Raw genomic sequence first — 24,158 nt, 5'->3', positions numbered from 1 at the left:
GAAGAAGAGTATTCTACAGGTCTACGTCGTCGGCTTCGCTGGCCTGCTCCATGACAAAGTTGAAGCGAGGAGCGGGGTCCTTGCCGAAGCAGTCGCGCACGGCCTGGTCGGCGGCTTCCTTGTCGCCGCGTCCGATCCAGCGGGCGGCGGCGAGCGCGGCGGCTTCGGTGACGCGCACGAGCTCGAGGGCGAGGTTGCGATCCGGGGTCTGGCTGGGGCTCGACATCAATGCTCCAAGGTGGGTGCAGCTCGGTTGCTGGCCGGCGGCGCCGGTGTGCCCGGCCAGGGGCGGCGGGGCCCGCGCAGCCTATCGACGCGGCGCACCGGCTCGTAGGCTGCTGGGGGATGGCTTTGCGCACGCTCCTTCCCGTCGGCGGTTCACCCGACGAGCTCCTGGCCTCGCTGCGCCCGTCCCGCGTCCCGGCGGATCGCCCGTACGTGCTGGCGAACATGGTCACCACGCTGGATGGCTCGATCTCGCTCGGCGGGGAGTCGGGGACGATTGGTGAGCATGCGCCAGGAGACCGCGCGATCTTCCGTGCGCTGCGCGACGCGTCGGATGCCGTGCTGGCCGGCACGGGCACGATCGAGGCCGAGGGGTACCGCCGGCGGATCGCGACGCCCGAGCGCCGCGCGGCGCGGAGCCAGGAGAAGGTGGGGCCGCCGAGGCCCAGCTGCGGCGCCGCTTCGAGGGTCGCACTGTCGCGCTCCCAGCGCCGCGGGTCCGAGGTGAGGGGATTTGCCGGGAAATCCGCCCGCCCCATGGGCTTCCGGCGCACGCCGGGCAGGAACATGCCGCCGAGCCCCGTGAGATTGGCCGCCGCGACGAGGAGGCTCACCGCGGGCCTGGGCCACGGCCCGTAGAGAATCTCGACCAGCGGCGAGACCAGCACCGCCTTCTCGAACCAGTCATGCTTGCGCAGAGCCCGGAGCAGCACATGGCCGCCCGTCGAATGGCCGAGCGCGTAATAGGGGGGAGGGCAGGAGGGCATCACCAGCCCCTCCATGAGGGCGCGCAAGTCCTCGTCGAAGGCGGAGAAGGACTTGAGGCGGTCCCGGTAGGGGTTGCTGGTGAAGCGTTGCGAGCCGCCCTGGCCTCTCAGGTCGATCGCCGCCACGGCGAAGCCTCGCGCCATCAGATCGCGCGTCGTCTCGAAATAGCGCTCGATGAAGTCTCCCCGCCCGCCCAGCAGCACCACCGTCCCCCGGGGATCGTCGGGGATGGCGCGCATGGCGCGCAGGCGCGCCTTGTCTCGGGTGACGAGTTCGACTGCCGCCGCGCCGGGCGGCAAGGGGTTCTCGGGGATGGGATGAAGGTCCATGGCGACGCGCTCGAGCGCCGCAGCATAGTGCCGCCGCACCCCGCGGGGCAAGCCGCCCTGAATCTCCTCAGGGCAGCTTCTTGACCTCGGTCAGCTCGCCGCTGGCGGAATCGAGCTTCACCGCGAACTTCTTGCCGTCGCGCGTGGCGTTGAAGGCATAGGTCTTGCCGCTGCAGCTCTCGGCCGTGACGCTGGAGAAGCCGTAGCCGCTCACCACGGAGGTGGCCTTTTCGCAGGAGAGGCCTGCCGCGCCGGGCGCCTTCTTGGTTGCCTTCTCGCCATTGTCCTTGTCGATCGAGGCGGTTTGGTCTCCCGCACCGGCCTTGGCCGCGGGCTTGGCGGGCTTCGCCGCCTTCTTCTTCTCGGTCTTCTTGCGCTTCACCGGCGGGGCGGGCTCGTCTTCGTCATAGCGCTCGGAGTAGCGCCGGTCATTGCCGTAGAGCGCGTCGAATTCCTCTTCGGTCAACGCGTAGTCGCCGAAGAAGATGCGAAGCCCCGGCACCATGCGGATGAAGGGCGGACCGCCATAGTAGCCCTCGTCGCTGTAGACGCGCCGCTGCGTCGGCCGGTGGTCGGCCGCTGCCTCGTCGGCCCATGCGCCCACGGCGAACAAGGCTGCCAGCGACAGGGTGATACCGCGAACCCGCATGTGATGTTCCTCTTTCCTGGATGCCGCTGTTCTCGTCCGCCTTCTGGGCGATTCTGCGGCATGTGCAAGACAATTGGAAGGGCGCCTCGAGGGCGCCCTTTCCGTTCCGTGCAGAAGGGATCAGAATACCTTCCGGACGCGGGTGATGTCACCCGTGCGGTTGACGCTCACCACGAACTTGTGGCCGCGCTTCCAGGCCGAGTACTTGTAGCTCGGCAGGGTGCAGTCGATCGCCCGCACCCGGTTGAAGCCGGAACGGTCAACGATGTTGCGGCCGGTCTGGCAGCTGACCTTGTAGCGGTGGCGCACGGGATAGCCGCCGTAATAGTGGCCGGGGTAGTAACCGCCGAGGCCGATGCCGATATTCACATCCACGTCGGCCTTGGCCTCGGAAGCGGGCAGGGCCAGGGTCATGGCGCCGGCGACGGCGGTGGCGGCGATCAGGGACTTCATCATCATGTCAGTGCTCCTTGTCTGATGCTTCGATGTCCGTCTTGGCCATCGTTGGAGCGGAAACTAGCAGTGGCTCGTTGAACGGGGTCAGAACCGCGCGTTCATCTGGCGTTCAGCCGCCGGACGCCGGGGCGGGGGGCTTGAAACCGCAGCGCCGCTGCCTATCTGAACCCTGCGGGCGCCATTCCGGGTCCGCAGGATTGACCGGCCCGGCCCCTTTGGGCGGGCACAACGTGACATTGCTCAAGGAGAATGTGACCATGTTCGACCTCACCCCCCTCTATCGTTCCACCGTCGGTTTCGACCGCCTCGCCCGCATGCTCGACGAGGCCTCCACCTTCGAGGCGCCGAGCTATCCCCCCTACAACATCGAGCGCCTGTCCGAGGACGAGTACCGCATCACCATGGCGGTCGCCGGCTTCGCGCCCGAGGACATCAACGTCGAGGTCAAGGGCAACGCGCTCACCGTCTCCGGCAAGAAGGCCGAGAAGACCGACCAGAAGGGCGAATTCCTCCACCAGGGCATCGCGTCCCGCGCCTTCGAGCGCCGCTTCCAGCTCGCCGACCACGTTCAGGTCAATGGCGCCGGCATGGAGAACGGCCTCCTTCACATCTCGCTGAAGCGCGAAGTGCCGGAAGCCCTGAAGCCCCGCACCATCCCGGTGAACGGCGTCCAGGCCCAGAAGACCATCGAGGCCAGGAAGGCCGCCTAAAGGACAGATGGGCGCTCCCAAGGGAGCGCCCTTTTCCTTACCCCTTCGTCACCAGCCTCAGGAAGCTCTCCACGTCCTCCTCCGGCGTTGCGAAGGAGAGCACGAAGCGGGCGAACACCTCTTCGGGGCCGATCCCGTCTCCGAGGCTGTCCGGCATCCAGTCGTAGAAATGCGCCCCGGAGGAGAGCAGGCGGTCATAGAGCACCCGGGGCATCACCGCGAAGACCTCGTTCGCCTGGACCGGGTTCGGCACGCGGACGGCCTTCACCTCCGCCAGCCCCGTGGCCAGCCTCTGCGCCAGGGCGTTGGCCCGCCGCGCGTTGTCGAGCCATAGGCCGTCCTCGAGATAGGCCAGCATCTGCGCCCCGAGATAGCGGCTCTTGGACATGAGCTGCCCGCCCCGCATGCGGCGGTAGGCGAAATCCTCAGCGAGGCCGAGGTCGAAGAAGATCACCGCCTCCAGCATCATCGCCCCGTTCTTGGTGGCTCCGAAGGACATGACGTCCACCCCCGCCTTCCAGGTCAGTTCCGCCGGCGTGCAGCCGAGCCCCACCAGCGCATTGGCGAAACGCGCCCCGTCCATGTGCAGCTTCATGCCCTTCGGCCGGATGAAGTCCGAGAAGGCCTTCACCTCCTGCGGCGAATAGACGGTGCCGAGCTCGGTGGCGTTGGTGAGCGAAACGCCCTTGGGCTTCGGGTCGTGCTCGCCGCGGATGAAGCCCTTGAGCGTCTTCTCCACCATGGCCGGCGTGATCTTGCCCGCCGGCCCGTGCAGCCCGAGGATCTTCGCGCCGCCGGTGAAGAACTCCGGGGAATTGCATTCATCGACCGAGATATGCGCCTCGGCATGGCAGAGCATGGCGCCGAACCCCGGCGTGATGGCGGAAAGGGCGAGCCCGTTCGCCGCCGTTCCGGAGGTGACGAGAAAGGCGCGGAGATCGCAGCCGAACACCTCCCTCAGCTTCTCCTCGGCCCGCTTCGTCAGCCCGTCGCCGCCATAGGAAGGTGCCGTGCCGAGATTGGCCTCGGCCAGCGCCGCGAGGATCTTCGGATGAACGCCATAGACATTGTCGGATGCGAAATTCATGAATGCACGTCCTTACAGGAATGAATGTGAGCGGGTGTCAGGCCTTGAGCAGGCCCTTGAGTTGAACGGCGGGGTCGGCGAGTGCCTCCGGCGGGGGCGCGGCCCTCCGTCCGATCAGCATTTCCGCGAGCTTCACCTCGCGCGCGATGGAATTGCCGGGGCCGATGCCGGAGGCGCCGACCAGCCGCCCCCCATGGTCGAGGTGGAACAGAAGGAAGGCGCGTTCGGCCACCGCGCGGCGCACCGTTTTCACGCCCTCGCCCGGGAGCCCGGCGATCTGCAGCGAGAGGTCGTACTGGTCGGACCAGAACCACGGCACGGCGAGATAGGGCTTGTCGCCACCCAGCATGTTCGCGGTCGCCACATTGGCCTGGTCGGTGGCGTTGCGCCAGGCTTCGAGGCGGATGCGCTTTTCGCCGAACAGCCCATGCGGGAAGGAGCAGCAGTCGCCCGCCGCGTAGATGTCGGGGTCGCTCGTCTTCAGCGTCGCGTCGCAGGCGATGCCGTTGTCGAGCGCGAGCCCCGATGCCTCGGCGAGCGCGGTGGCGGGCTGGGCGCCGATCCCGGCGATCACGATCTCGGCTTCGACCTTGCGCCCGTCGGCCATTTCCACGCCGTCGGTACGCACGGCCCTGAGCGCCGTTCCCACCTCCATCGTCACGCCCGCCTCGAGGTGCCGCGCATGAACCACCCGCGCGATCTCCTCCGGCACGCCGCGCATCAGGATGCGTGGCTGCGCCTCGACGAGCGTGACGGCGCATCCGAGTTTCCTGGCGCTCGCCGCCAGCTCGAGCCCGATAAAGCCGCCGCCCACGATGGCGGCGGATGCGCTGGCCCGGAGCCTGCTCCTGAGATGGTCGCCATCGGCGAAGTCGCGCAGCGTATAGGCAAGCTCGCCTCCTTCGATGGCAAGGCGGCGCGGCTTGGCGCCGGTCGCGATCAGCAGCTTGTCGTAGGAAATCGCCCGGCCGTCTTCGAGCACGAGGGCCTTCGCCTTGCGGTCGATCCCCGTGGCCCGCGCGCCCCGCACGAACACCGCGTTGAGCGAGGCGATCATGCTCTCGTCGAGGAGCGAGACAGGTGCAGGCTCCTTCTCGTCGGTGATCATCGCCTTGGAGAGCGGCGGCCGGTCATAAGGCAGCAGCGTCTCCTCGGAAACCAGCGTGACCGGCCCCTGCCAGCCATTGGCGCGCAGGCTCACGATCGCCCGCGCGCCCGCCATGCCACCGCCCACGATCACCATTCCCGCTTCCGACATCCCACGCTCCGCCAGTTCTGCCGGCCGTGGTTACGCGATCCCGCCCGCCATTTCCAGCACCCCCGGGTGCAGCGCTCGCATGTCGGGCGACGGGCTGGTTTCCTTGCCCGTCGCTCCCCGTCAATCCGGAATGACCTCCCAGCTGCCATCGGGATCGAAGGAGTCGATCGCCTTCACCAGCTCTTCCGTCTCGGGCCCCAGGTCCTTCTCGTAGGCTATGCCCGCGTGGCTGATGACGAATGTGCTGACGCCCGTCCGCGCATAGTCGACCGGCCAGCCGACGAGCGCGAAGCCCCCGATCATGTTGCCGTTGATCACGTAGTCATAGGCCCCGCCGGCAATGTTGCTTCCCTGGCGCGGCAGGATGCGGAACCTGTAGCCGAAGTAACCCTGGCCCGCGGCAGCCTTTTCGAGGGCAGCCTGGTTTATGCTTTCACCCATCGGGCTTTCGCCGTCCCCTTGCTCGGGGGGCCAGTAGAGTCCGTCGGTCTGTCCCTCGGTGCTGATGAGCTTCTGTGCGTATTCGAGAACGCCGTCGAGGTCGCGGTCCTCCATGGCGTAGTCGCGCTGGGCCTCGACATAGAGACGCACCGTCTCGATGGCCTGAAGCTCGTTCTCGCCGATCCGGCGGTTGACGATCTCCTCCACGCCCGCAACGGTATCGAACGCCCACTTGCCATCCTTGTCGCTCTTGACGAGCGGGAAGGGGAAAGGCCAGACCTCACGCCCCACGCTGATGATGCGCTGGTTTTCGCTGCCCTTGATCGAGGCGAGCTGCGCGGTGGCCGTCCGCAGCTCCTCGATGCGCTCGCCGATTCCTTCGGCGCTCTTCAGCTTCTCGGCATCGAGGCCGAGAAGAGCGGCGATTTCGGCCAGGTCGCCCTTGGCGAGCGTGGTCTTGAATGCTTCCAGGGCTGCTTCGGGCGTGTCGAAGAGCGGCGGCTCGGGCCCGACGAACTCCTCGAGCGATTCGGAAAGCGCCAGCGCAGGCGGGGTGGCGAGGGGGAGCGCCATGAGCACCGCGGCGCCGAGGAGCGTAGCGGATGCGATCTGCTTGATGTTCATGATCCTGTCCTCCGTTTGATTGCTCAGCGCCTGCCACGTCCACCGCTGCGGCCGCCACCGCCGCGCGGCATCGGCCGTTTCTTCATCCCGGAAACACCGCCCGACGGCCTCTTGTATCCTCCGCCGCCCATTGACTTCGCGCCGCGGTTTGATTGCTTCTTTGCATCGACGCCGCGTTTCATCTCTCCCACGGGCGAGGGGTTCCTCGGCCTGCTGTCGACCTTGGCAGCGGGTTTCTTCTTTCCGACGGGCCGGTCGATCTTGCCGGAGGCAGGCTTCTTGCCCGGCGTGCCCGCGCCCTGCAGCTTCCCGTCGCCCGGCCGCGCCGCCTTCAGGTCCTTGGTCCCGGGCTTCGGGCCCGGCTGCTTCTTCAGTCCCTCGAGCGTGCTGGCCCGCACGTCCTTGACGGGCCTTCCGCCCTTCGCCGGAAGCGTGCTCGCGCGGTTGCCCTCGCGGTTGGCGGCCTTGTTCTTGACGCGGTTCCTGTCGCTGCTCTTGATCGTGTTCTTGACCTTCGTGCGGTCGATCTTGCTCAGCTGGTTCCTGTCGAACTTGATCTTGCTGCGATCGATGTTCTTCCAGTCGACGTCGTTGATGTTGATGCGGCCGTCGAAGTCGCTTCCGATGATGCACTTGTTGCAGTCGATGTCGATATCGACATCTCCGCCCCAGCCGTCGTTCCAGTCCCAGTCGCCGCCCCAGAAGCCGTCGTCCCAGTCGATCACGGCGCCCCAGAACGCACCCGTGATGGCGCCGGCGAAGAACACCGCCCCTGGGCTGTAATAATAGGGATAGGGCTCAGGATAATAGGCGACCGGCTCGTAGGGGTAGTCCTCCTCGTAGAGCATCTCCGGCGGATATTGCGGAACGTAGATCACTTCCGTGCTCGCCGGCTGGATGACGATGTTGTCCTCTTCCTCGACGACCTTGACCTTGTCGTCCGTCTTGATGATGTTCTCCGCGACCGCCTTCTCGCGCAGCTGCTGTATGGCGGAAAGAACGCCGTCCTGCTGGTTGAGGATGGCCTCGCCCAGCATCTGCGTCCAGTCGAGGTCGTCGCTCATCATCTGGACGACCTCGGGGTAGTTCAGGAGCGAGACCACGCTGCCGTCCCAGGTGGCCTTCGGCTTGAGCTCGCTGTTCTTCTTGTGCTCGTCGAGGAACCGGTCGGCCTCGATGATCTGGAGCGGATAGAGGGAAGCTGCGGAGATCACCGCGACGAGTTCGTCCGGGTAGAGCGCAATGCGGGCCACGAGAACCTCGAGCTCCTCATCCGAGAGCGGTTCCGGCGTCTGCACGGATCCGCCCTGGGCTGTGCTTGCGGTGTCCGTCTGGCTTCTCGCGGGAACCAGGCCCAGGGCGAGCATGGCCGCGACTGCGGCCGAGAGGAATATCCGATGAGAGCGTGTCACGAGTTGCCTCCTGCTTGGCGCACAAGTCTGTGCGGATCGGTGTTGGTCGAATAGGTCATGGATCGAAACCGAGGATGGCTCAGGTCCTCCCGTCCGCCTTCTCTCCTCCGGTGATGAGCTTGGGAAGGAAACTGATGGCCCAGGCGAAGAGGACGCCGAGTGCCGTCTCGACCAGGCGATGGAAGGCATAGTTCCAGGGCTCGGCGCTATGCTCGAGGAGCACGATGCCGCTGATGTAGCCGGCGACCCGCGCGCCCTCTCCGGTTCCCAGGATCTGCGCTACGAGCATTGCGAGGAGGAAACCCACCCCGACGCCGATCGGGCCGTGGGGAACCAGGAAGCTCAGCGATGCCCCGCAGAACGCGCCGACAAGCGTGGCTGCGAGGCGCCGGAGACCGAGCCTCTGGCTGACGCGGGGGCTCAGGTCCATCACGATGACGGCCGCGATGAAGGCGTAGATTGGGTATTGCAGCCCAAGCCACTGCGCCACGAAGAGCGAGGCGATCGCCGCCACGGAAGCGCGAACTGCGAGTTGGATGTCTGGCCACCCGATCATGAAACGTGACGCCGCGAGGGCTCCTCCTTCAATGTCCGGTCAGCACCAGGGTCCGGACCGGGATGAACAGCGCCTGCACCCTGAGGATCATGGCGTGCACGAGCGCGATCGCATCGATGGCATGAAGTCCGAAGCGTTGGAGCGAACCAAGATCCTCGTTCGCCAGCCGCTCGTGATTGCTGGTGTATGCGTTGACGATGCAGTTGCTGCCGGGCGTCATTCCCTCCAGCCCATTCTCGAAAAGCGGCTCGAGTGTCACCAGGATGGTGCCGGGCTTGGCAATCTGCGCCACATCCACGAGCTGCTCTCCGGCGCGCAGTTGGCCTGAAGCAATGAAATCCTGCACGCCGACAACGACCAGGGGAATGATCTCGAGGGGTTTCGACACGCATGTCGCCTCGGCGGCCATTCCAGGCTTCAGGACCCCGGCCTCGATCTGGCCGAATCCGGCCTGCAGCCGGCGTGGGCCTTCGCCCGCCGGGATGAGGATTCCCGCCGGGCGCATGAAAGGGTTCACGATGTCGCCGACCTGCAGAACGAACTGTTCCAATTGGCCGCTCACCCCGGCATAGACGGTCATCTTGTCGAGGTCGACCTGGGCCTGCTTGAGGGCCGCCTCCGCGCTGGCCTTCTCGGCGGGAAGAAGTGTCGAAACCCGCACTTCCGCCGCGTTCTGCGCCGCCTGCGCCGCGGCGAGCTGGCCTTCCGCCCCGGCAAGCGCGGTCTGCAGACGCTCGAGCTCACGCGGCGAGACGGTTCCGGATTTCCGGTCGAACAGCTCCTGCTTGACGGCAAGCTCGTCGACGAACTGCTTCACCGCGTTCTCCGCCTGCTGGACCTGGCCCATGGCGGCCTGAATGTCGGCATCCGCCATGACGGTCTGTGCGTCGATCTCCGCCACACGGCGCCTGGCGAGTTCGAGGGTCGCTTCCTGCTCGGTGCTGTCGAGCCTGAATATCGGCTGCCCCTTCTCCACCGTGTCGCGCACCTTGACGAAGATCTCGGAGACCCGGCCATTCGTCTCCGGCAGCACGGGAACGGTCCGGAAAACCGACGTGGCGCTGGTGGTGGAGGGATGGAAGTAGAAGATGGTGGTGATGAGAAGAATGGTGAGGAGGAGGCAGCCGGTGATTCCCCAGCGCAGCTCGTACCAGACCGAGAAGAAGGTGATCTTCCGGCCCTGGAGGAAACGGCGGATCAGATAGTCGGGCAGGATCGTCAGCAGGGAGCAGAGGGTGATCTCAAGCATGATCAGGCATGCTCCACGGGCCGCGCGGCGGGTTGGGGCTCGGCTTGCTGCTGGGCTGCTTCCGGCGGCGGCGGCAGCAGCGGGGCATCTCCCGGCGGCAGGCCGGCAACCCTTTCTGCTGCGGCCGCAATCCGGCGCAGCGGAGAGAGGATGTCGGGGATTTCGATGACGGCAAGCAGCAGCCCGATGATCCAGAAGATGTGCTGATGGGTGAACAGCGAGATCAGCCCCAGAACGGCGACGATCTCGAATTGCAGCTTCTTGTGCCCCATCCGCTCCGGCAGCGAGTGTAGCCAGAAGAAGAAGACGCCCAGAAGGACGACGCAGACGACCACGACGAGCGTGGTGACCGCATAGAGCCAGTCCGTATCGCCCGGTGCCGTCACGAACCACGGCAGGGTATGCGGAGCAAGCGGGTTCATCGATGCCGACATGGCTTCAATTCCGTTCCGCCGGCTCGCGGCCGGCTAAAGATCGCTGCCTTTGAACTGCAGTTCATAATTCACGATGATCCGGAAATCGTCGAGCTGATCGCGCGTGTTGTCCGGGTTTTCCGTGTCGACGCGTGCATAGCGGGCGCGCAGCCACAGGGGCGTCAGCCAGTCCCATTCCACGTTCTCGCTGAGCGACGTGAAACGGTAGTCTGCGGTGAAGTCGTATTCGTTCCACTCGGGCAGGTCTTCGCCCTTCGAGTTCTCGCCGACGGCCAGGTCGAAGGCCGCCGCTGCGGTGAATACGAGGCCCTCAAGACCCACCTGCTCGAAGTCGAAGGAGGCGCCAAGCAGCAGTGCCTGCTCCTCCGTTCGATTGAAATCCTTGACGATCATGCTGGTGTAGCCCGGCCAGGAGCCATAGGGTGCCTGCCAGCCGTCCTCGGTGCCTGAAAAGTCGTTCGCGAACGTGTATCCTGCCGTCAATGTCAGGCCGTTGTAGATGACGTCGCCCTTGATGCCGCCGATCCAGCCGTCGTAGTCGGGTTCGGTCAGACGTTCGTCACCGATGCCGGACTGGAACATGAACTGGCCGGAAAGGCGGAGTCTGGTTTCCTCCGTCAGGTCGTGATTCCAGACGGCGTCGGAATAGGACGAGGCGAGAAGGTCAGGCACGACATAGAGCGATGTCCGCGCCTTCAGCTCCTCGATGGGAGAGAACTCCAGGCCGCCGAGATACATGTATGAGTCTTCGTTGATGCCTTCGCTCGCCGCCTCGGCGATGTTCACGAACTCGTCCGAGTTCCGCTTCTTCATCGTGGTCAGCATGCCGGCATAATAGCTGAGCGGACCGATGTCGCCCTTCAGCGAGCCGCCCTCGAAGGTGTTGGGCGTCATGCGGTTGTCCTGCAGGTTGACCTCCGGCTGGTTGACGGTTTGCCGGTAGAGCGTCAGGACCTGCTCCTCGAATTTCAGCGCGGCATAGGCCTGCCCCAGCACCGAATAGCCTTCCTGGTCGGGCTTCAGCAGTGTTGTCCCGTCGCGGTCCTCCGGGGCCCATAGCGGCTGGGACGTGTAGCCCACGACGCCGAACTTCAGGATCTCGCCCAGCCAGCCGGTCTCATAGCCAAGCCAGCCGCCCAGTGCCCAGGCAGCTGGATCGTTGCCCGTGCTGTCGTAGCGGTCGAGAAGATAATTGCGAAGATGGAACGTGAAGGTTGCATCGTCGAAGAAGGCGCGCTGAAACTCGTTCACCGCCGGTGGCGCCACGTCGGCCGCCAGGGCGGGCGTCGCGGGTGAGGCCGCCGTGCCTGCCGTCAGCAGCAGGAGTCCGGCAAATTGATCACGTGACAGCTTCGGCATTTTCCTCGGGGACCTGGCAGGAATGGCTGGCGCGGGCGCACCGGCAGCAAGATGGCTCGGCAGCCCGCATGTTGTGCCCAAGGATGTCGGGGGTCAACCGAAGGCGCGGTCGAGGGGCAGTAACTTACCGTAATTTACGCGCATTTACGGGCATTTTCCCCCTCCGGCGATTCCGGCGGACCGCAGTTGCGTGTATCTCTCGAAGATTGAGTGTGAAGCCCTGCTTTTTGGCGCAGGCGCGCTTGGGAGAATGTCATGTCGGTCACGAATCGAATCGATCAGTTCCTGGTGATGCATGCTGCGCGGGCTGACCAGTGGCGCGAAGTGCTGAGTGCGGCGGAGGCCTGGGCTGCAGGCGGGGGGAGCCGCGCCAAGCTCGAAGAGGAACTGCGCGACATTCTCCTGATCGAGGAGTTCCACGCCTATCCTGGATTGCGTCTCCTCGCCAGATTGCGTGACAGGATCGCCGCCGGCGAATCGGCGGCGGCCGCGGCGATGATCAGGCGGATCGCCGATGCCATTCTCACCAATGCCTATGCATCCCAGGTGGATGGCGAGGCCACCGCGGATGCCGAAGATGGCCTGTCGGACGTGTTGCCCAGCGTCGTGTCGGGCCGCGATCGGCACCGGCCCTATTTCGAGGTGCTGCTCGTCACGCCGCAGCCGCAGTCCCGCTGGGCCGCGATGGCGGCCGAGTTCCGGAAGCTCCGCCGGGTCGAGGACCAGTTCTGCTACGAGCCGGTGATCGTGGGAAGCTTCGAGGACGCCCTCTGCGCAGTGCTGGTCAACCCGCAGATCCTCTCCGTCATCGTCGCGGAGGGCTTCGCCCTGCGCTCGGTCCATGACGCGCCGGTCCTCCGGAAGCTTCTCGATTCGGCGCTCGGCAAGCTCGAGGCGAGTTCCTCGGCCCTCACGCTCGCCGGCCTCATCAAGAAGATCCGTCCGGAACTCGATCTCTACGTCACGTCCGACCGGGCGGTGGAGACGCTCGCGGCCTCGCCTGATGCGGCATGCGTCCGCCGCATCTTCTATGCCGTCGAGGAGGTTCTCGAGCTTCACCTCGCAATCCTCGAGGGTATCCAGGCCCGTTTCGAAACGCCCTTCTTCGACAATCTGAAGCGTTATGCGCAGCGGCCCGTGGGCACATTCCACGCCCTTCCCATCGCGCGCGGCAAATCGGTGTTCCGCTCCGGCTGGATCCGCGACATGGGCGAGTTCTACGGCATCAACCTCTTCCTCGCCGAAAGCAGCGCCACGACGGGCGGCCTCGACAGCCTCCTGGAGCCGACCGGCAACATCAAGAAGGCCCAGGAGATGGCGGCGCGCGCCTTCGGTGCGGACCACGTCTTCTTCGTCACCAACGGCACCTCCACCAGCAACAAGATGGTGGTGCAGGCGCTGGTCGCGCCGGGCGACATCGTGATCGTCGACCGCAACTGCCACAAGTCGCATCACTATGGCCTCGTCCTTGGCGGCGGGCAGCCGATCTATGTCGAGGCCTATCCGCTCACCCAGTTCTCGATGTATGGCGCCGTGCCGCTCAAAGCCATCCAGTCGGCGCTGCTGGCCCTCAAGGAAGAAGGCCGCCTGGACCGTGTGCGCCTTCTCGATCTCACCAACTGCACCTTCGACGGGCACATGTACAACACCTTCCGGGTGATGCAGGAATGCCTGGCGATCAAGCCCGACCTCATCTTCCTCTGGGATGAGGCATGGTCCGGCTTTGCCCGCTGGTCGCCCTTCCTGAGGCCGCGAACCGCGATGGGTGCCGCCGCCGAACTCGAGGCCTGGCTTGCCGATCCCGCGTCGGTCGAGGCCTATGAGAAGCAGCAGAAGGAACTGGGGCCCAAGCCCTCGCGTGAGAAGCTGCTCGAGACCCGCCTCATCCCCGATCCCCGGAAAGTGCGGCTCCGCGTCTACCAGACCAATTCCACGCACAAGTCGATGTCCGCGATCCGCCAGGGCTCCATGGTGCTCGTCAAGGACGTCGATTACCCGAAGGTCGAGAGCCAGTTCCACGAGGCGGTCTTCACCCATGCCTCGACGAGCCCGAACCAGCAGCTGATCGCCGGCCTCGACGTGGCGCGCCGCCAGATGGAGCTCGAAGGCTACGGCCTGGTCATGAACGCCATCTCGATCGCGCTCAAGATCAGGCATGCGGTGAACGGCCATCCGCTCATCTCCAAGTACTTCCGCATCCTCGGCGCCGATGAGCTCATCCCGGACGCCTACCGGCAATCCGGCTTCAAGGACTATCTGGCGCCGGGCACCACCTGGGGCGACGTGGTGAAGTCGATGAAGGAGGACGAGTTCTATCTCGATCCCACCCGCATGACCCTGGTCTGCGGCGATGCGGGCTTCGACGGCACGCAGTTCAAGGGGCTCCTTGCGAGCCGCTTCAACATCCAGGTCAACAAGACCTCCCGCAACTCGGTTCTGCTGCAGTCGAACATCAACAACACGCGGAGCGACGTGGCCCACCTGCTGCGCGTGCTCATCGAGATCTGCGGCGAGATCGAGGAGCGCCTGAGGAGCGGTGGGGAAGGGGCCCGCAAGGCCTTCGCCGCCCGCACCAGGAGTCTCATGCACGACGTTCCCGATCTTCCCAATTTCAGCCGCTTCCACGATGCCTTCCGGAAGGATGCCGGCAAGCTCACGCCCGAGGGCGACATGCGCACGGCCTTCTTCATGGCCTATGACGAGAGCGCCTGTGAATACGTGCCGCTCAATGGCCCGGAGATGGACAAGCGGCTCGCCAATGGGCCGGAGCTCGTCTCCGCCAACTTCGTCATTCCCTATCCGCCGGGCTTCCCGATCATGGTCCCCGGACAGGTGCTGACGGCGGAGACCATCGGCTTCATGCGCAAGCTCGATGTCAAGGAGATCCACGGCTACGAGGCCGCCCGCGGCCTGAAGCTGATCAAGCCCGACGCGCTCGGCGCCGGCCGCAACAAGACCTCGAAAGCCTGAGGGGGATATCATGGCAAGCTTCTTCGATTTTCTCGGGAGCAATCCCTTCATCCTGCTCTTCCTGACGGTGGGGCTCGCCGTCTGGCTCGGGCGCCAGACCATCGGCGGATATGGGCTCGGCATGGTCGCCGCCGCCATCATCGTCGGCTGCGGACTGTCGGTCTGGGGTTCCGTCTACGGCGTGAAGCTGGAGCTCAACACCTTCACCAAGTCGATGTTCTATTATCTGTTCATGTACGGCGTGGGGCTCCGCGTCGGCCCCTCCTTCGTCAATAGCCTTGGGGGAGACGGGCTGAAGTTCACGCTTCTCGCGGTTGTCAGCAGCGTCGCCGGACTTTTCCTCGTGGTGGCGGGCGTCAGGCTCTTCGACCTTCCTCCCGGCACCGCGGGCGGCATTCTCGCCGGTTCGCAGACCATGTCCGCGGCGATCGGCTCCGCCGAGGAGGCGGTGAACGCCGGCGTCCTCACCCTGCCCGAGGGCACGAGCAAGGAACAGGTGAGCGCCATGATCGCGCTCTCCTACGGCATCACCTACATCTGGGGCACCGTCGGCATCATCCTCATCACCAAGTATCTGCCGCGCTGGTGGGGCCTCGACGCCGCACAGGCCGCGAAGGAATATGAGACCAAGTTCGGCGTGACCAGCGGCGACCTGCCCACCCTGTCCGGCTGGACGGCGGGCGCGCTCAGGGCCTACCGCCTGGAGAACCAGGCCTGGGTAGGCAAGACGGTGGGCGAGCTGCTCCGCGCCAACCCCGAATACCGGGTGGTCAACGTGGTGCGCGACGGCGAACGCCTCGGCGTCGCGCCCGATCTCCGGCTGAACGCCAATGACGTCATCGCCCTTGGCGGCCGCCGCGAAACGATGACGGAGAAGATGGGGCTCATCGGCCCCGAGGTCTCCGACAAGCTGGCGCTCGACGTTCCGCTCGACACGGCGGACATCGTGGTCACCAACAAGGACATGCTCAAGCTCTCGCAGTCCGAGCTCCGGGCCTTGCCCGGCGTCGATCAGATCCAGGTGGTGAAGCTCGAGCGCGGCGGCGTGCCGGTCCCGATCGGCACCAACACGAAGCTGCAGCGCATGGACATCGTCTCGGTCGTCGGCCTGAAGGACGCGGTGAGCAGCGTCGGCGCGATGTTCGGCCGCGTGGTGCGGCCGAGCACGGCGACGGACCTCCTCACGCTGTCGCTCGGGATGATCCTCGGCTTCCTCATCGGCGCCATCCAGTTCCCGGCCTTCGGCGCCTCCGTCGGCCTCGGCAACGCGGGCGGCCTGCTGGTGTCGGGCGTGATCGTCTCCTCGCTCGTCTCGCGCGTGCGCTTCTTCGGCAACACGCCGAACGCCGCGCGCAACATCCTCGAGGACCTGGGGCTGATCGTCTTCGTCGCCATCGTCGGGATCAATGCCGGCAACTCGCTGCTCACGCAGCTGACGGGTGCGCTGGCGCTCAAGATCTTCGTCATCGGCTTCATCGCCTGCTCGATCCCGCCCTTCATCGTCTGGTCGATCGGCCACTACGTGTTCAAGATGAACCCGGCGGTGCTCATGGGTGGGGTTGCAGGTGCCCGCAGCCACTCCGGCCCCTGCCGCGAGGCAGCCGTCGAGATCAAGAGCAACGTGCCCTGGATCGGGTTTCCGGTGGCCTACGCCGTCTCCGGCGTGCTGCTCACGGTCTTCGGCTACTTCGCGATGGTCCTTGCCCAGTGATCACGCTTGCTGGGGGCCGCCTCGTGGCGGCCCTTCCTCTCTCTTCCTTCTTTCATGACGGTGAAAATCAGCCATGGACGTGATGCAACGGTTCGAACTCGACGAACTCTCGACGCTGCTTGTCGGAGTGCTCGCGCTCTTCATCGGCAGGTGGATCCGGGAGGCTGTTCCCTTCCTCCGCCGGATCGACATGCCCAATGCCGTGGTCGGCGCCATGATCGTTGCCGTCATGGTTCTGCTGATGCAGGTTCTCTTCCACTTCGATGTCGCCTTCGGTTCACGCACCAAGGATGCGCTCCTCCTGATCTTCTTCACCTCGATCGGCCTTTCGGCGAAGCTTGCCGCCCTGCGCAGCGGTGGCGTGCCGCTCGTCATCCTCTGCGTGGTGACGGTCCTCGCCCTCATGGCGCAGAACGTGACAGGTGCTGTGATTGCCGGCCTCTGGGGCTCGCACCCCGCCTACGGCATCCTCGTCGGCTCGCTGTCCTTCGTGGGAGGTCCTGGCACGGCCATGGCCTGGGCGAAGGAACTGCAGGCGCAGGGGCTCGTCCACGCCCAGGTGGTCGCGGTCGGCGCGGCGACCCTCGCCGTGATCTCGGGCGCCCTCGTCGCCGGACCCGTCACCGGCTGGATCATCAGGCGTCACAAGCTGAAGAGCTCCGTCGGCGGCCCGACCGACCTCACCTTCATGGCGCCTCCCGCAAGCGAGGAAAAGGCACCTCAGGGCACGCAGATCGAGAGTCTCCTTTCCACCGTCTTCGTCCTCGCGCTGTCGGTGCTGATCGGCGAGAAGCTCAACGAGCTTGCGCGCGAGGCGGGCATACTGCTCCCCGGCTTTCTCTCCGCCATGATTGCCGGGGTGGTGATCACCAACCTCGCCGATCTCTTCAGCTACAAGCTCGATTTCGGGCCGATCGAGAAGGGGGGCGCCCTGGCGCTGCAGCTCTTCCTGGTCATGGCGCTGATGTCCACGCCGCTCATCTCGGTGGCGGCGATCCTCCTGCCGCTCGCCATCAACGTGGTGGTCCAGGTCGTGGTAACTGTGGCGATCGCCTATTTCGTGCTCTTCCGGCTGCTCGGGAAGGACTATGACGCGGCGGTGACTTCGGGCGGCTTTCTCGGCTTCGGCCTGTCCTCCATGCCGGTCGCCATGGCGACGATGGACGAGGTGGGGCACCGCTACGGCCCCTCGCCCAAGGCCTTCCTGCTCATAACGCTCGCCGGGTCCTTCTTCGTCGACCTGGCCAACGCCTTCGTCGCAAAGGGGTTCCTGGCGCTCCCCTATTTCGCCATCGCCCCCGCCGCATCGGGCGGTTGAGGAACAAGGCCATGCAGCTGCTCCTGAAGGAAATACAGCACAACCGGTTGCTCTGGCTTCTCCTGGTGGTGCCGGTGCCGTTCGTCGTTCATGCGCTGCAGCCAGCCTCCCACACTTTGCTCTTCGTGCTCTCCATTCTCGCCATCGTGCCGCTCGCGGCTCTTCTCAGCCTCGCCACGGAGCAGGTGGCGGCCCGCACGGGCGACACCATCGGCGGGCTCCTCAATGCCACGCTCGGAAACCTCACCGAGCTCCTCATCGCCCTCGCCGCACTGAGGGCGGGAGAATACCTCCTCGTCAAGGCCTCGCTCGCCGGCGCCATCGTCACGAACACGCTGTTCATGACGGGCATGTCGTTCTTCCTCGGCGGGCTCCGCCACCACGTTCAGCAGTTCAACAGCTCGAGCACCCGCATGCAGGTGGGGCTCCTGTTTCTCGCCGCCTTCGGCCTCATGATACCCTCCATGCTCGCGGTGACCGATTCCCACGTCCTTCCGCAGTCTTTGAGCCTGGCGATTTCGCTGATCCTGCTGGCCACCTATGCCTTGAGCCTGGTCTTCACGCTCGGCACGCACCGCAAGTATTTCTCGGCCGAGGCCCATGAGCACGAAGGCCTGGCGTGGCCACTGCCGATCGCCGTCGCCACGCTTCTCGGCACCACCCTCGTCGTGGCTCTGGTGAGCGAAGTCTTCGTGGAATCGCTCACCGGCGCATCGGCCGAACTGGGCCTTTCCTCCGCCTTCGTGGGCTTCATCGTCGTCGCCACGGTGGGCGCGGCCGCGGAAATGATGGCGGCCTTCAGCGCCGCCCGCAAGAACCGGCTGGACCTGAGCCTCGGCATCTCCTTCGGTAGCTCGGCGCAGATCGCCCTTTTCGTGGTGCCGGTCCTTGTCCTGCTCAGCTACGCGGTCGGTCCGGCGCCCATGTCCCTGCAGTTCTGGCCGGGTGCGGTGGTCATGATCCTGGTCGCCACCACGGCCTCTGCGCTCATCTCGGTCAAAGGCCAGTCGGCCTGGTTCATAGGCTTGCTCATGCTCATGATCTATGCGGTCTTCGCGGCCACCCTGTACGTCATTCCTCCTGCGCATTGAAACCCATGCCGGAGATGGAAAAGGCGGGCGCAGCGAAGGAAACGGTTCTCGATCCGGTCCACCGGTTGTCCGAAATCCTGTTCGGGCTCATCATGGTGCTCACCTTCACGGGTTCCCTGAGCGTTGCGACATCCGACCGCGCCGAGGTCAGGACGGTGCTGATCGGCGCCATCGGCTGCAACCTTGCCTGGGGATTGATCGACGCCGTCATGTACCTGATGGCCAGCCTTCACGAGCGCGGCGAGGATCGGAGGACCTTTGCTGCCGTGAAGGCGGCAGGAAGCTCGGAAGAGGCGCATTCCGTGATCCGCGAGAAGGTTCCGAGGGCGGTGGCCGAGGAGCTTCACCACGAGGTGCTGGAGCGCATCCGCATGCGCATCCTGAGGTCTCCCGGCGCAGGCACCGGCCGTTGGCTCCGGGGCGATGAGCTGCGCGGCGCGCTTGCCGTGTTCCTCATCGTCGTCGCATCCACCTTTCCGGTGATCGCGCCCTTCATGGTGCTGGAAGACCTTCCGCTCGCGATGCGGCTCTCCAACGCGATCGCCGTGGGGATGCTTGCCCTCATTGGCTTTGCCTATGGCCGCGTCTCCGGGCTCTCGCCCTGGTGGACATCGCTTGCCATGGTCCTGCTCGGCTGCGTGCTCGTCGCGGTCACCATCGCGCTCGGAGGCTGAGCCTCAGCGCGGCACGTCGAACCCTGCCTTCCCCAGCGAGGAGAGGAAACGCTTCCTGTCCTCCACGCGCACAAGGCGTTCCGCCATGCTGGTCATCAGGGATGGAAGTTCGTTTCCGACATTCCGGTCGAGCCATTTGCGGCTTTGAGCCACCTCTTCGGTCCGTCCGGCTTCCGCGAGGATCGCGGACCTGATCACATGGTAGGCCGGATTGCCGTCTGCCCGCGCGTGGCTAACGAGGTCGGCCGCTGACTGGAAGTCGTTCTTGATGTAGCGGCAGAGCGACAGGATGATCTCGTAGTAGGCCACGTCGCGGCTGCCTGTCGAGAGAGCGTCGTCCACCAGCGCGCAGCCCCGATCCCACGCTCCGAAAAGGGCGAGGCGGGAACCGAAATCGCCCTTGAATTCCGTATCGTTGGGATTGAGGGTGAGCGCCTCCTCCCCAACGGCGATCGCCTCCCGGTAGTCCTTCTGGAAGAACAGGGTCATCATGAGCGCCTGTCTTGCCCTGATGTTCGATGCGTCGAGGTCGATCGCACGCCGGGCAGCCTCGAAAGCCCTCGCCAGCGCTGGAACGGCATTGCCCTCGGGCGGGGGATAGAAGAACCTGAATTCGTCGGCATAGGCGAGCGACAGCAATGCCCAGGCGGTGGCGTAGTCGGGGTATTGCAGGACCGCTCTCTCGAGGCATTGGCGGATGGTCGCATGCTGGCTCGGCTCGAGAGACGCGCGGTAGGCGTAGGCTTCCAGTATGCACGAATAGGCGCCCCAGCTGTCGGGCGGCACTTCGGATGACTCGCGGCGCGTCTCCTCGCCCACGATTCCTCGTGGTTCCGCGATGATCGTGGCGATGTGGTTGGCGATCTCCACTTCCACGTGGAACAGCTGGACGGCCTGCTGCTGGATGTCGAAACTCTCCGCCCATACGACACGCCCGTCAGACCGGTCGACGAGACGGGTCTGCAGAACCATCGTGTCGTGCTGGACGCGGACGGTGCCGCCCAGCTCATAGCGGGCATGGGATGCGGAGGTGTAGCCGGGCTCGCCGTCGCCGGTGATCACCGCGATATCCTTGTATCGGGATGTCTTTTCGATGATTCTTTCGGTCAGGCCCGTGGTGAGGAGGCGGGAGTTCTCGGTGTTGGTGAGGTCGGTGAACGGCCTGATCAGCAGGCCGGGTATCTGCATTTCAGCGTCGGATACGGTTGTCTGCCGCGTGCTCGTCCAAGCGATGGCGAGGAGGCCGAGGAGGAGGGCGCCGATCACCGATGCCGCGGCGAGATGGGCTTGCCAGCCCTTGGCCTGCCCGCCGTTCCTCGCCTGCGCCGCCCCGCTCGCCTCTGCCGTTTCCTCGCCCTGGACGGGCGGCGTCATGCTCAGCGATGAGGCCAGCGCGAAGCGCGGCGTGTAGGCGCCCTTGGGAATGTCGATGATCACCCGGTCGTTGCGGCCCTCGGTCAGGTAATAATGCTCGAGCACCCGCCGGAGGCGCGCCGCTTCGATCCGCACGATGGGGTCCCTTTGCGGATCGAAACTGGTCGCACGGCCGAGAACCTCGGTGGCAATCGCGTAGGCCTTGATGCGGTTTCCCCGGCCGTCCAGCGCCTCCGTCACGAGATAGTCGAGAAGCCGGCGGGAGCGGTCGGTCGCATCGAAATCCCTGCTCGCGTTGATCCGCTGCAGCGCCTCGACGACTTCCTCGCGTGTCGGCTCGTCCCGCAGGGTCGGATCCGGGACAGCGGTCGGTGCGGTAACGCTCTCGATCGGAGTGCCCGCCTGAGAAGCCGCAAAGGAGTTCATAATGGGGAAAACTACTACCGAACACAGCCGCGCGCACGCAAGTTTTGCAGAACACAATCTGTAAGGGAAGTTCCCCCGAAAGTGCACGCTGCATGACAGGAAGCGTCGGCTGTCAGGGCGTCATGGCAGCCTGCTGACCTTGCCGGAGGAAAGGACGGTGGAGATGAAGTCGGGCACGCCGAGCCCGCCCTTCACCGCCGCATCGAGCTTTGCCTCCGCGCTGCGGACGGCGTCCAGCCGCACGATGACGTCTTCGGCTTCGGTGCGGGGAATGACCACCACGCCGTCGTTGTCGGCCAGGATGATGTCGCCGGGCTCGATCCTGACGCCGCCCATCACCACGGGAAGGCCGACGCTGCCGGGGCCGTTGCGGGCAGGGGAATTGGGCGTCAGTCCTGCACAGAACACCGGAATGCCCACCGCCAATATGCCGGAGAGATCGCGCGCCAGCCCGTCCGTCACCAGTCCCAGGACGCCGAGGTTGCGCGCCATGCCCAGCAGCAGGTCTCCGGTGACGGCGGTGCCGGTGAAGCCGTCCGTTGCGGCGACCAGGATGTCGCCGGGCTTGGCGGAGGCGAGGGCGCCGAACAGGGCGAGATTGTCGGCCGGCCCGCAGTGGCACGTCATGGCGATTCCGGCGAGCGGCTCTTGCAGGGGCGCAAGCGGCTTGATGCGGTAATCGAGGGCTCCGCGCCCGTTCATCGCGTCGGCGGCAAAGCCGGTCTGAAGGCCGCTGAAGGCCGCCACCTGTCGGGCGGTGGGGCGGGGAAACTCGCTGCGGATCCTCAGCAGGGGCGTTTCGTCGATCATCGGGCGGCTCCCGTCAGTTGCGCCGGAACAAGAGGCCGGGGCCGATGTCGGCCAGGCGTGAGAGGCCGCAGAGGCCCATCACCCGGTCGATCTCGCGGCGGTAGATGTCGAGCACATGCGCCACCCCCGCTTCCCCCGCCACCGCGAGGCCCCAGAGCTGCGGCCGCCCGAGGAGGCATGCATGGGCCCCGAGTGCCAGCGCCTTCACCACATCGCCGCCACGCCGCACCCCGCCGTCGAGCAGCACCGGCATGCTTCCGGCCACGGTCTCGGCGATGCGCGGCAGAATGTCGAGCGATGCGGGCGCGCCGTCGAGCTGGCGCCCCCCGTGGTTGGACACGATGATGCCGTCCACGCCCCGCCGCCGCGCCATGTCCGCCTCCGCCGGGCTGAGCACGCCCTTGAGGATGAGCGGCCCTCTCCATAGCCTGCGGACGCTGTCGACATCGTCCCAGCTCATGGCGGGATCGAGCAGCGATGGCATGCGGCCGGCGAGTTTCCTGATCTCCGCGCCTTCGCCCGGCTTCACGTAGTTTCCGAAAGTGATGCGGCGAAGCTCGCGGCGCATGCGCCACAGCCACGAGGTCCTGGTGGCCAATCCGGCCATCTCGCGCAGGCCGAGCCGTGGCGGGATCGAAAAGCCGTTGCGAATGTCGCGTTCGCGGCTGCCCAGCAGCTGGTTGTCGATGGTCAGCACCAGCGCGTCGTAGTCCGCCGCTGCGGCCCGCTCCACCAGTTCGCGCGTGAAGCCCCTGTCGCGATAGATGAACACCTGCATCCACCGCGGTGAAGCGCCCGTCTCGGCCAGTCGTTCCAGCGTGCAGACGGAGCCGTGGCTGAGGCAGAAGCCGGTTCCCGCCGCCATCGCAGCGCGCGCCGCGCAGCATTCCCCATCGGGCCAGAACAGCCCGGCGAGGCCGGTGGGCCCGAGGATCACCGGCAGGCTCAATGTCTTCCCGAACAGCGTGAGGGAAAGGTCGCGCGTTGCAGCGCCCCTCAGGGGCTGCGGGAGGAGATCGACGGCGCCGAAGGCGGCCTCGTTGCGCTTCAGCGTCCGCTCGTCTTCCGCACCCCCGTCGGCGAAATCGAAGACGGGGCGCGGCAGGGCGGCGCGCGCCAGTTCCCTCATGGCATCGACGCTGTAGGCTTTGTGCATCCATCCCGGAGTCTTGGCGTTCATGCGTGCCCGCGAGGAGAGGTCGCGGAAAGTGAAGCACACCGGCCTCTCACCGGCAATCCCCGGGCGGCCTTTCGCTGCCTGCGCGCGCGGGCTCCGCGCCGCGGGCCGTGAGAGGTGTCTCCCTCACGCCTTCAGGCGCAGCCCGGCCCCACCCGAGGTGCTCTGCCGCGGTCTGATCTCATAGCCGAGGTTGATCGTCTGCCTCCGCATGAGCGTGCCGGTGGCAAGCATCTTGAGCACGGATTCCGCCGCGAGCTTGCCCAGCTCGTGCCGGCGGGTTGCCACGGATGAGAGGGAAGGCGAGGCGCATGCGGCGAATTCGAGATCGTGGAAACCGAGGATCGCCACGTCCTCCGGAACCTTCAGCCCGAGCCGCCGGCACTCCTGCATTGCGCCGAGCGCCAGGTTGTCGTCGATGCAGAACAGCGCCTCGGGAACTCTCTTCCTCTCGTGCAGGGTCGCCATGAGCTGGGCTCCGAGCGCAATCGAGCTGGGGTTCGGCAGGGACACGGCGAGCTCCTCGCCGTCGAGGCCGCGTTCGGCCATGGCGCGCCTGTATCCGGCAAGCCGTTCCAGGGCCCGCTCGTCCCGCTGGCCGAGCAGGAACCCGATGCGGCGGTATCCGCTGTCGAGAAGGAACTGCGTCGCGTCGTAGCCCGCCTGAACCTGGTCGAGCGCGATGTTGAGGCCGATGGGCTCGGGCGCGATCTGGAATGTCTCCACCACCGGGATGCGCGCGCGGACGAGCATCCGGCGGGTGAGTGCCGTGTGGTTCACGCCGACGACCACCATCGCCTCGACCCCCTGTCCGAGCAGCGTGCGCACGGCCTTCTCTTCCTCTTCCAGCGAATAGCGGCTGTTGACCACCACCACCTGGAAGCCGGCGGGAAGGAACACCTCGTGGAGGGCCTGCAGGTATTCGGCGAAGATGACGTTGTAGAGCGTCGGCACGAGCACGCCGATGGCGTGGCTGCGCGCCGAGGCGAGCCGGCTCGCCGCCACGTTGGGCACACAGCCAAACTTCCGCACAGCGCTGTTGGTGCGGCG

21 protein-coding genes and 3 pseudogenes are annotated in these 24,158 nt (G+C 65.9%); 8 read left to right on the top strand and 16 right to left on the bottom strand.

The genetic code is table 11. The features are described 5' to 3' along the window. Positions 1–91 precede the first annotated feature (91 nt). Positions 92–226 (bottom strand): annotated as a pseudogene (locus ACK4HL_RS18770) (fructose-bisphosphatase class II); the annotation flags it as partial. A gap of 2 nt (positions 227–228) precedes the next feature. On the opposite strand from ACK4HL_RS18770, the pseudogene ACK4HL_RS18765 reads away from it, so the two are divergent. Then, positions 229–708 (top strand): annotated as a pseudogene (locus ACK4HL_RS18765) (dihydrofolate reductase family protein); the annotation flags it as partial. Here the strand turns inward: ACK4HL_RS18765 and ACK4HL_RS18760 are convergent. Next, positions 648–1,196: pseudogene (locus tag ACK4HL_RS18760) on the bottom strand (alpha/beta fold hydrolase); the annotation flags it as partial. The pseudogenes ACK4HL_RS18765 and ACK4HL_RS18760 sit on opposite strands and share 61 nt — an antisense overlap. Between ACK4HL_RS18760 and ACK4HL_RS18755 the strand changes: the two are divergent. After that, positions 1,080–1,406, top strand: coding sequence for a hypothetical protein (locus ACK4HL_RS18755; RefSeq protein ID WP_409763762.1), 327 nt, complete (start codon positions 1,080–1,082; stop codon positions 1,404–1,406). The pseudogene ACK4HL_RS18760 and the gene ACK4HL_RS18755 overlap by 117 nt on opposite strands. Here the strand turns inward: ACK4HL_RS18755 and ACK4HL_RS18750 are convergent. Both ACK4HL_RS18750 and ACK4HL_RS18745 read right to left on the bottom strand, forming a co-directional pair. Beyond that, positions 1,390–1,971 (bottom strand): hypothetical protein, encoded by a 582-nt coding sequence (locus ACK4HL_RS18750; RefSeq protein ID WP_409763759.1) that lies wholly within the window; start codon positions 1,969–1,971, stop codon positions 1,390–1,392. The two genes, ACK4HL_RS18755 and ACK4HL_RS18750, sit on opposite strands and share 17 nt — an antisense overlap. A 120-nt stretch (positions 1,972–2,091) precedes the next feature. Then, a complete protein-coding gene (locus ACK4HL_RS18745; protein ID WP_409763756.1) occupies positions 2,092–2,430 on the bottom strand; it encodes a hypothetical protein in 339 nt (112 codons plus the stop codon). 248 nt (positions 2,431–2,678) lie between these two features. Here ACK4HL_RS18745 and ACK4HL_RS18740 point away from each other — a divergent pair, with 248 nt between their 5' ends. After that, positions 2,679–3,137: an Hsp20 family protein gene (locus ACK4HL_RS18740; protein WP_409763765.1), complete on the top strand. Its 459-nt coding sequence runs from the start codon at positions 2,679–2,681 to the stop codon at positions 3,135–3,137. Between the two features lie 37 nt (positions 3,138–3,174). Here the strand turns inward: ACK4HL_RS18740 and ACK4HL_RS18735 are convergent, their stop codons facing one another. The 8 genes from ACK4HL_RS18735 to ACK4HL_RS18700 form a co-directional block, all read right to left on the bottom strand. Continuing rightward, on the bottom strand, positions 3,175–4,224 hold the full coding sequence (locus tag ACK4HL_RS18735) for a threonine aldolase family protein (protein ID WP_409763753.1): 1,050 nt from the start codon (positions 4,222–4,224) through the stop codon (positions 3,175–3,177). A 37-nt stretch (positions 4,225–4,261) separates the two neighbouring features. Continuing rightward, positions 4,262–5,482 carry an NAD(P)/FAD-dependent oxidoreductase gene (locus ACK4HL_RS18730; protein ID WP_409763750.1) on the bottom strand — a complete coding sequence of 407 codons (1,221 nt, stop codon included), beginning with the start codon at positions 5,480–5,482 and terminating at the stop codon, positions 4,262–4,264. A 120-nt stretch (positions 5,483–5,602) separates the two neighbouring features. After that, positions 5,603–6,547 (bottom strand): DUF2950 domain-containing protein, encoded by a 945-nt coding sequence (locus ACK4HL_RS18725; protein ID WP_409763747.1) that lies wholly within the window; start codon positions 6,545–6,547, stop codon positions 5,603–5,605. A 23-nt stretch (positions 6,548–6,570) separates the two neighbouring features. Then, positions 6,571–7,959 carry a DUF3300 domain-containing protein gene (locus tag ACK4HL_RS18720; RefSeq protein ID WP_409763744.1) on the bottom strand — a complete coding sequence of 463 codons (1,389 nt, stop codon included), beginning with the start codon at positions 7,957–7,959 and terminating at the stop codon, positions 6,571–6,573. A gap of 79 nt (positions 7,960–8,038) precedes the next feature. Continuing rightward, positions 8,039–8,515 carry an FUSC family protein gene (locus tag ACK4HL_RS18715; RefSeq protein ID WP_409763741.1) on the bottom strand — a complete coding sequence of 159 codons (477 nt, stop codon included), beginning with the start codon at positions 8,513–8,515 and terminating at the stop codon, positions 8,039–8,041. Between the two features lie 28 nt (positions 8,516–8,543). Continuing rightward, the gene (locus ACK4HL_RS18710; RefSeq protein ID WP_409763738.1) at positions 8,544–9,764 is read right to left on the bottom strand and encodes an HlyD family secretion protein; all 1,221 of its coding nucleotides are present in this window, start codon (positions 9,762–9,764) and stop codon (positions 8,544–8,546) included. Between the two features lie 2 nt (positions 9,765–9,766). Beyond that, positions 9,767–10,198 (bottom strand): hypothetical protein, encoded by a 432-nt coding sequence (locus ACK4HL_RS18705; protein ID WP_409763735.1) that lies wholly within the window; start codon positions 10,196–10,198, stop codon positions 9,767–9,769. Between the two features lie 33 nt (positions 10,199–10,231). Then, the gene (locus ACK4HL_RS18700; protein ID WP_409763732.1) at positions 10,232–11,557 is read right to left on the bottom strand and encodes an OprD family outer membrane porin; all 1,326 of its coding nucleotides are present in this window, start codon (positions 11,555–11,557) and stop codon (positions 10,232–10,234) included. Between the two features lie 255 nt (positions 11,558–11,812). Here ACK4HL_RS18700 and ACK4HL_RS18695 point away from each other — a divergent pair, with 255 nt between their 5' ends. The 5 genes from ACK4HL_RS18695 to ACK4HL_RS18675 all read left to right on the top strand — a co-directional run bounded on the left by ACK4HL_RS18695 (position 11,813) and on the right by ACK4HL_RS18675 (position 19,321). After that, positions 11,813–14,527, top strand: coding sequence for a decarboxylase (locus ACK4HL_RS18695; protein ID WP_409763729.1), 2,715 nt, complete (start codon positions 11,813–11,815; stop codon positions 14,525–14,527). Between the two features lie 10 nt (positions 14,528–14,537). After that, positions 14,538–16,238, top strand: a complete 1,701-nt coding sequence (locus tag ACK4HL_RS18690) for an aspartate:alanine exchanger family transporter (protein WP_409763726.1) — start codon at positions 14,538–14,540, stop codon at positions 16,236–16,238. 73 nt (positions 16,239–16,311) lie between these two features. Continuing rightward, positions 16,312–17,556 carry a sodium/glutamate symporter gene (gene gltS / locus ACK4HL_RS18685; RefSeq protein ID WP_409763723.1) on the top strand — a complete coding sequence of 415 codons (1,245 nt, stop codon included), beginning with the start codon at positions 16,312–16,314 and terminating at the stop codon, positions 17,554–17,556. A gap of 11 nt (positions 17,557–17,567) precedes the next feature. Next, positions 17,568–18,647, top strand: coding sequence for a calcium/proton exchanger (gene cax / locus ACK4HL_RS18680; protein ID WP_409763720.1), 1,080 nt, complete (start codon positions 17,568–17,570; stop codon positions 18,645–18,647). A 5-nt stretch (positions 18,648–18,652) separates the two neighbouring features. Next, positions 18,653–19,321 carry a VIT1/CCC1 transporter family protein gene (locus tag ACK4HL_RS18675; RefSeq protein ID WP_409763717.1) on the top strand — a complete coding sequence of 223 codons (669 nt, stop codon included), beginning with the start codon at positions 18,653–18,655 and terminating at the stop codon, positions 19,319–19,321. A gap of 3 nt (positions 19,322–19,324) precedes the next feature. On the opposite strand, the gene ACK4HL_RS18670 is transcribed toward ACK4HL_RS18675, so the two are convergent. From ACK4HL_RS18670 to ACK4HL_RS18655, 4 genes are all read right to left on the bottom strand, one after another. Continuing rightward, positions 19,325–21,121, bottom strand: a complete 1,797-nt coding sequence (locus ACK4HL_RS18670) for a hypothetical protein (protein ID WP_409763714.1) — start codon at positions 21,119–21,121, stop codon at positions 19,325–19,327. Between the two features lie 120 nt (positions 21,122–21,241). Further along, entirely contained in the window at positions 21,242–21,931 is a 690-nt protein-coding gene (locus ACK4HL_RS18665; RefSeq protein WP_409763710.1) for an RraA family protein, read from the bottom strand. A gap of 13 nt (positions 21,932–21,944) precedes the next feature. Further along, positions 21,945–23,111, bottom strand: coding sequence for an alpha-hydroxy acid oxidase (locus ACK4HL_RS18660; protein WP_409763707.1), 1,167 nt, complete (start codon positions 23,109–23,111; stop codon positions 21,945–21,947). A gap of 123 nt (positions 23,112–23,234) precedes the next feature. After that, the coding region (locus ACK4HL_RS18655; protein ID WP_409763704.1) for a LacI family DNA-binding transcriptional regulator at positions 23,235–24,158 on the bottom strand (924 nt) is incomplete at its 5' end.

It is taken from the genome of Aestuariivirga sp. (genome assembly GCF_046294715.1).
In the GTDB taxonomy this organism is placed as follows: Bacteria; Pseudomonadota; Alphaproteobacteria; order Rhizobiales; family Aestuariivirgaceae; genus Aestuariivirga.
The sequence above is the reverse complement of the archived record's forward strand: the minus strand, read 5'-3'. Positions and strand labels throughout refer to the sequence as shown.

Coding starts and splice junctions, on each gene's coding strand:
- ACK4HL_RS18750 (WP_409763759.1), bottom strand. CDS start 1,971: ATGCGGGTTCGCGGTATCACCCTGTCGCTGGCAGCCTTGTTCGCCGTG.
- ACK4HL_RS18745 (WP_409763756.1), bottom strand. CDS start 2,430: ATGATGATGAAGTCCCTGATCGCCGCCACCGCCGTCGCCGGCGCCATG.
- ACK4HL_RS18735 (WP_409763753.1), bottom strand. CDS start 4,224: ATGAATTTCGCATCCGACAATGTCTATGGCGTTCATCCGAAGATCCTC.
- ACK4HL_RS18730 (WP_409763750.1), bottom strand. CDS start 5,482: ATGTCGGAAGCGGGAATGGTGATCGTGGGCGGTGGCATGGCGGGCGCG.
- ACK4HL_RS18725 (WP_409763747.1), bottom strand. CDS start 6,547: ATGAACATCAAGCAGATCGCATCCGCTACGCTCCTCGGCGCCGCGGTG.
- ACK4HL_RS18715 (WP_409763741.1), bottom strand. CDS start 8,515: ATGATCGGGTGGCCAGACATCCAACTCGCAGTTCGCGCTTCCGTGGCG.
- ACK4HL_RS18710 (WP_409763738.1), bottom strand. CDS start 9,764: ATGCTTGAGATCACCCTCTGCTCCCTGCTGACGATCCTGCCCGACTAT.
- ACK4HL_RS18705 (WP_409763735.1), bottom strand. CDS start 10,198: ATGTCGGCATCGATGAACCCGCTTGCTCCGCATACCCTGCCGTGGTTC.
- ACK4HL_RS18700 (WP_409763732.1), bottom strand. CDS start 11,557: ATGCCGAAGCTGTCACGTGATCAATTTGCCGGACTCCTGCTGCTGACG.
- ACK4HL_RS18695 (WP_409763729.1), top strand. CDS start 11,813: ATGTCGGTCACGAATCGAATCGATCAGTTCCTGGTGATGCATGCTGCG.
- ACK4HL_RS18690 (WP_409763726.1), top strand. CDS start 14,538: ATGGCAAGCTTCTTCGATTTTCTCGGGAGCAATCCCTTCATCCTGCTC.
- gltS (WP_409763723.1), top strand. CDS start 16,312: ATGGACGTGATGCAACGGTTCGAACTCGACGAACTCTCGACGCTGCTT.
- cax (WP_409763720.1), top strand. CDS start 17,568: ATGCAGCTGCTCCTGAAGGAAATACAGCACAACCGGTTGCTCTGGCTT.
- ACK4HL_RS18675 (WP_409763717.1), top strand. CDS start 18,653: ATGCCGGAGATGGAAAAGGCGGGCGCAGCGAAGGAAACGGTTCTCGAT.
- ACK4HL_RS18670 (WP_409763714.1), bottom strand. CDS start 21,121: ATGAACTCCTTTGCGGCTTCTCAGGCGGGCACTCCGATCGAGAGCGTT.
- ACK4HL_RS18665 (WP_409763710.1), bottom strand. CDS start 21,931: ATGATCGACGAAACGCCCCTGCTGAGGATCCGCAGCGAGTTTCCCCGC.
- ACK4HL_RS18660 (WP_409763707.1), bottom strand. CDS start 23,111: ATGAACGCCAAGACTCCGGGATGGATGCACAAAGCCTACAGCGTCGAT.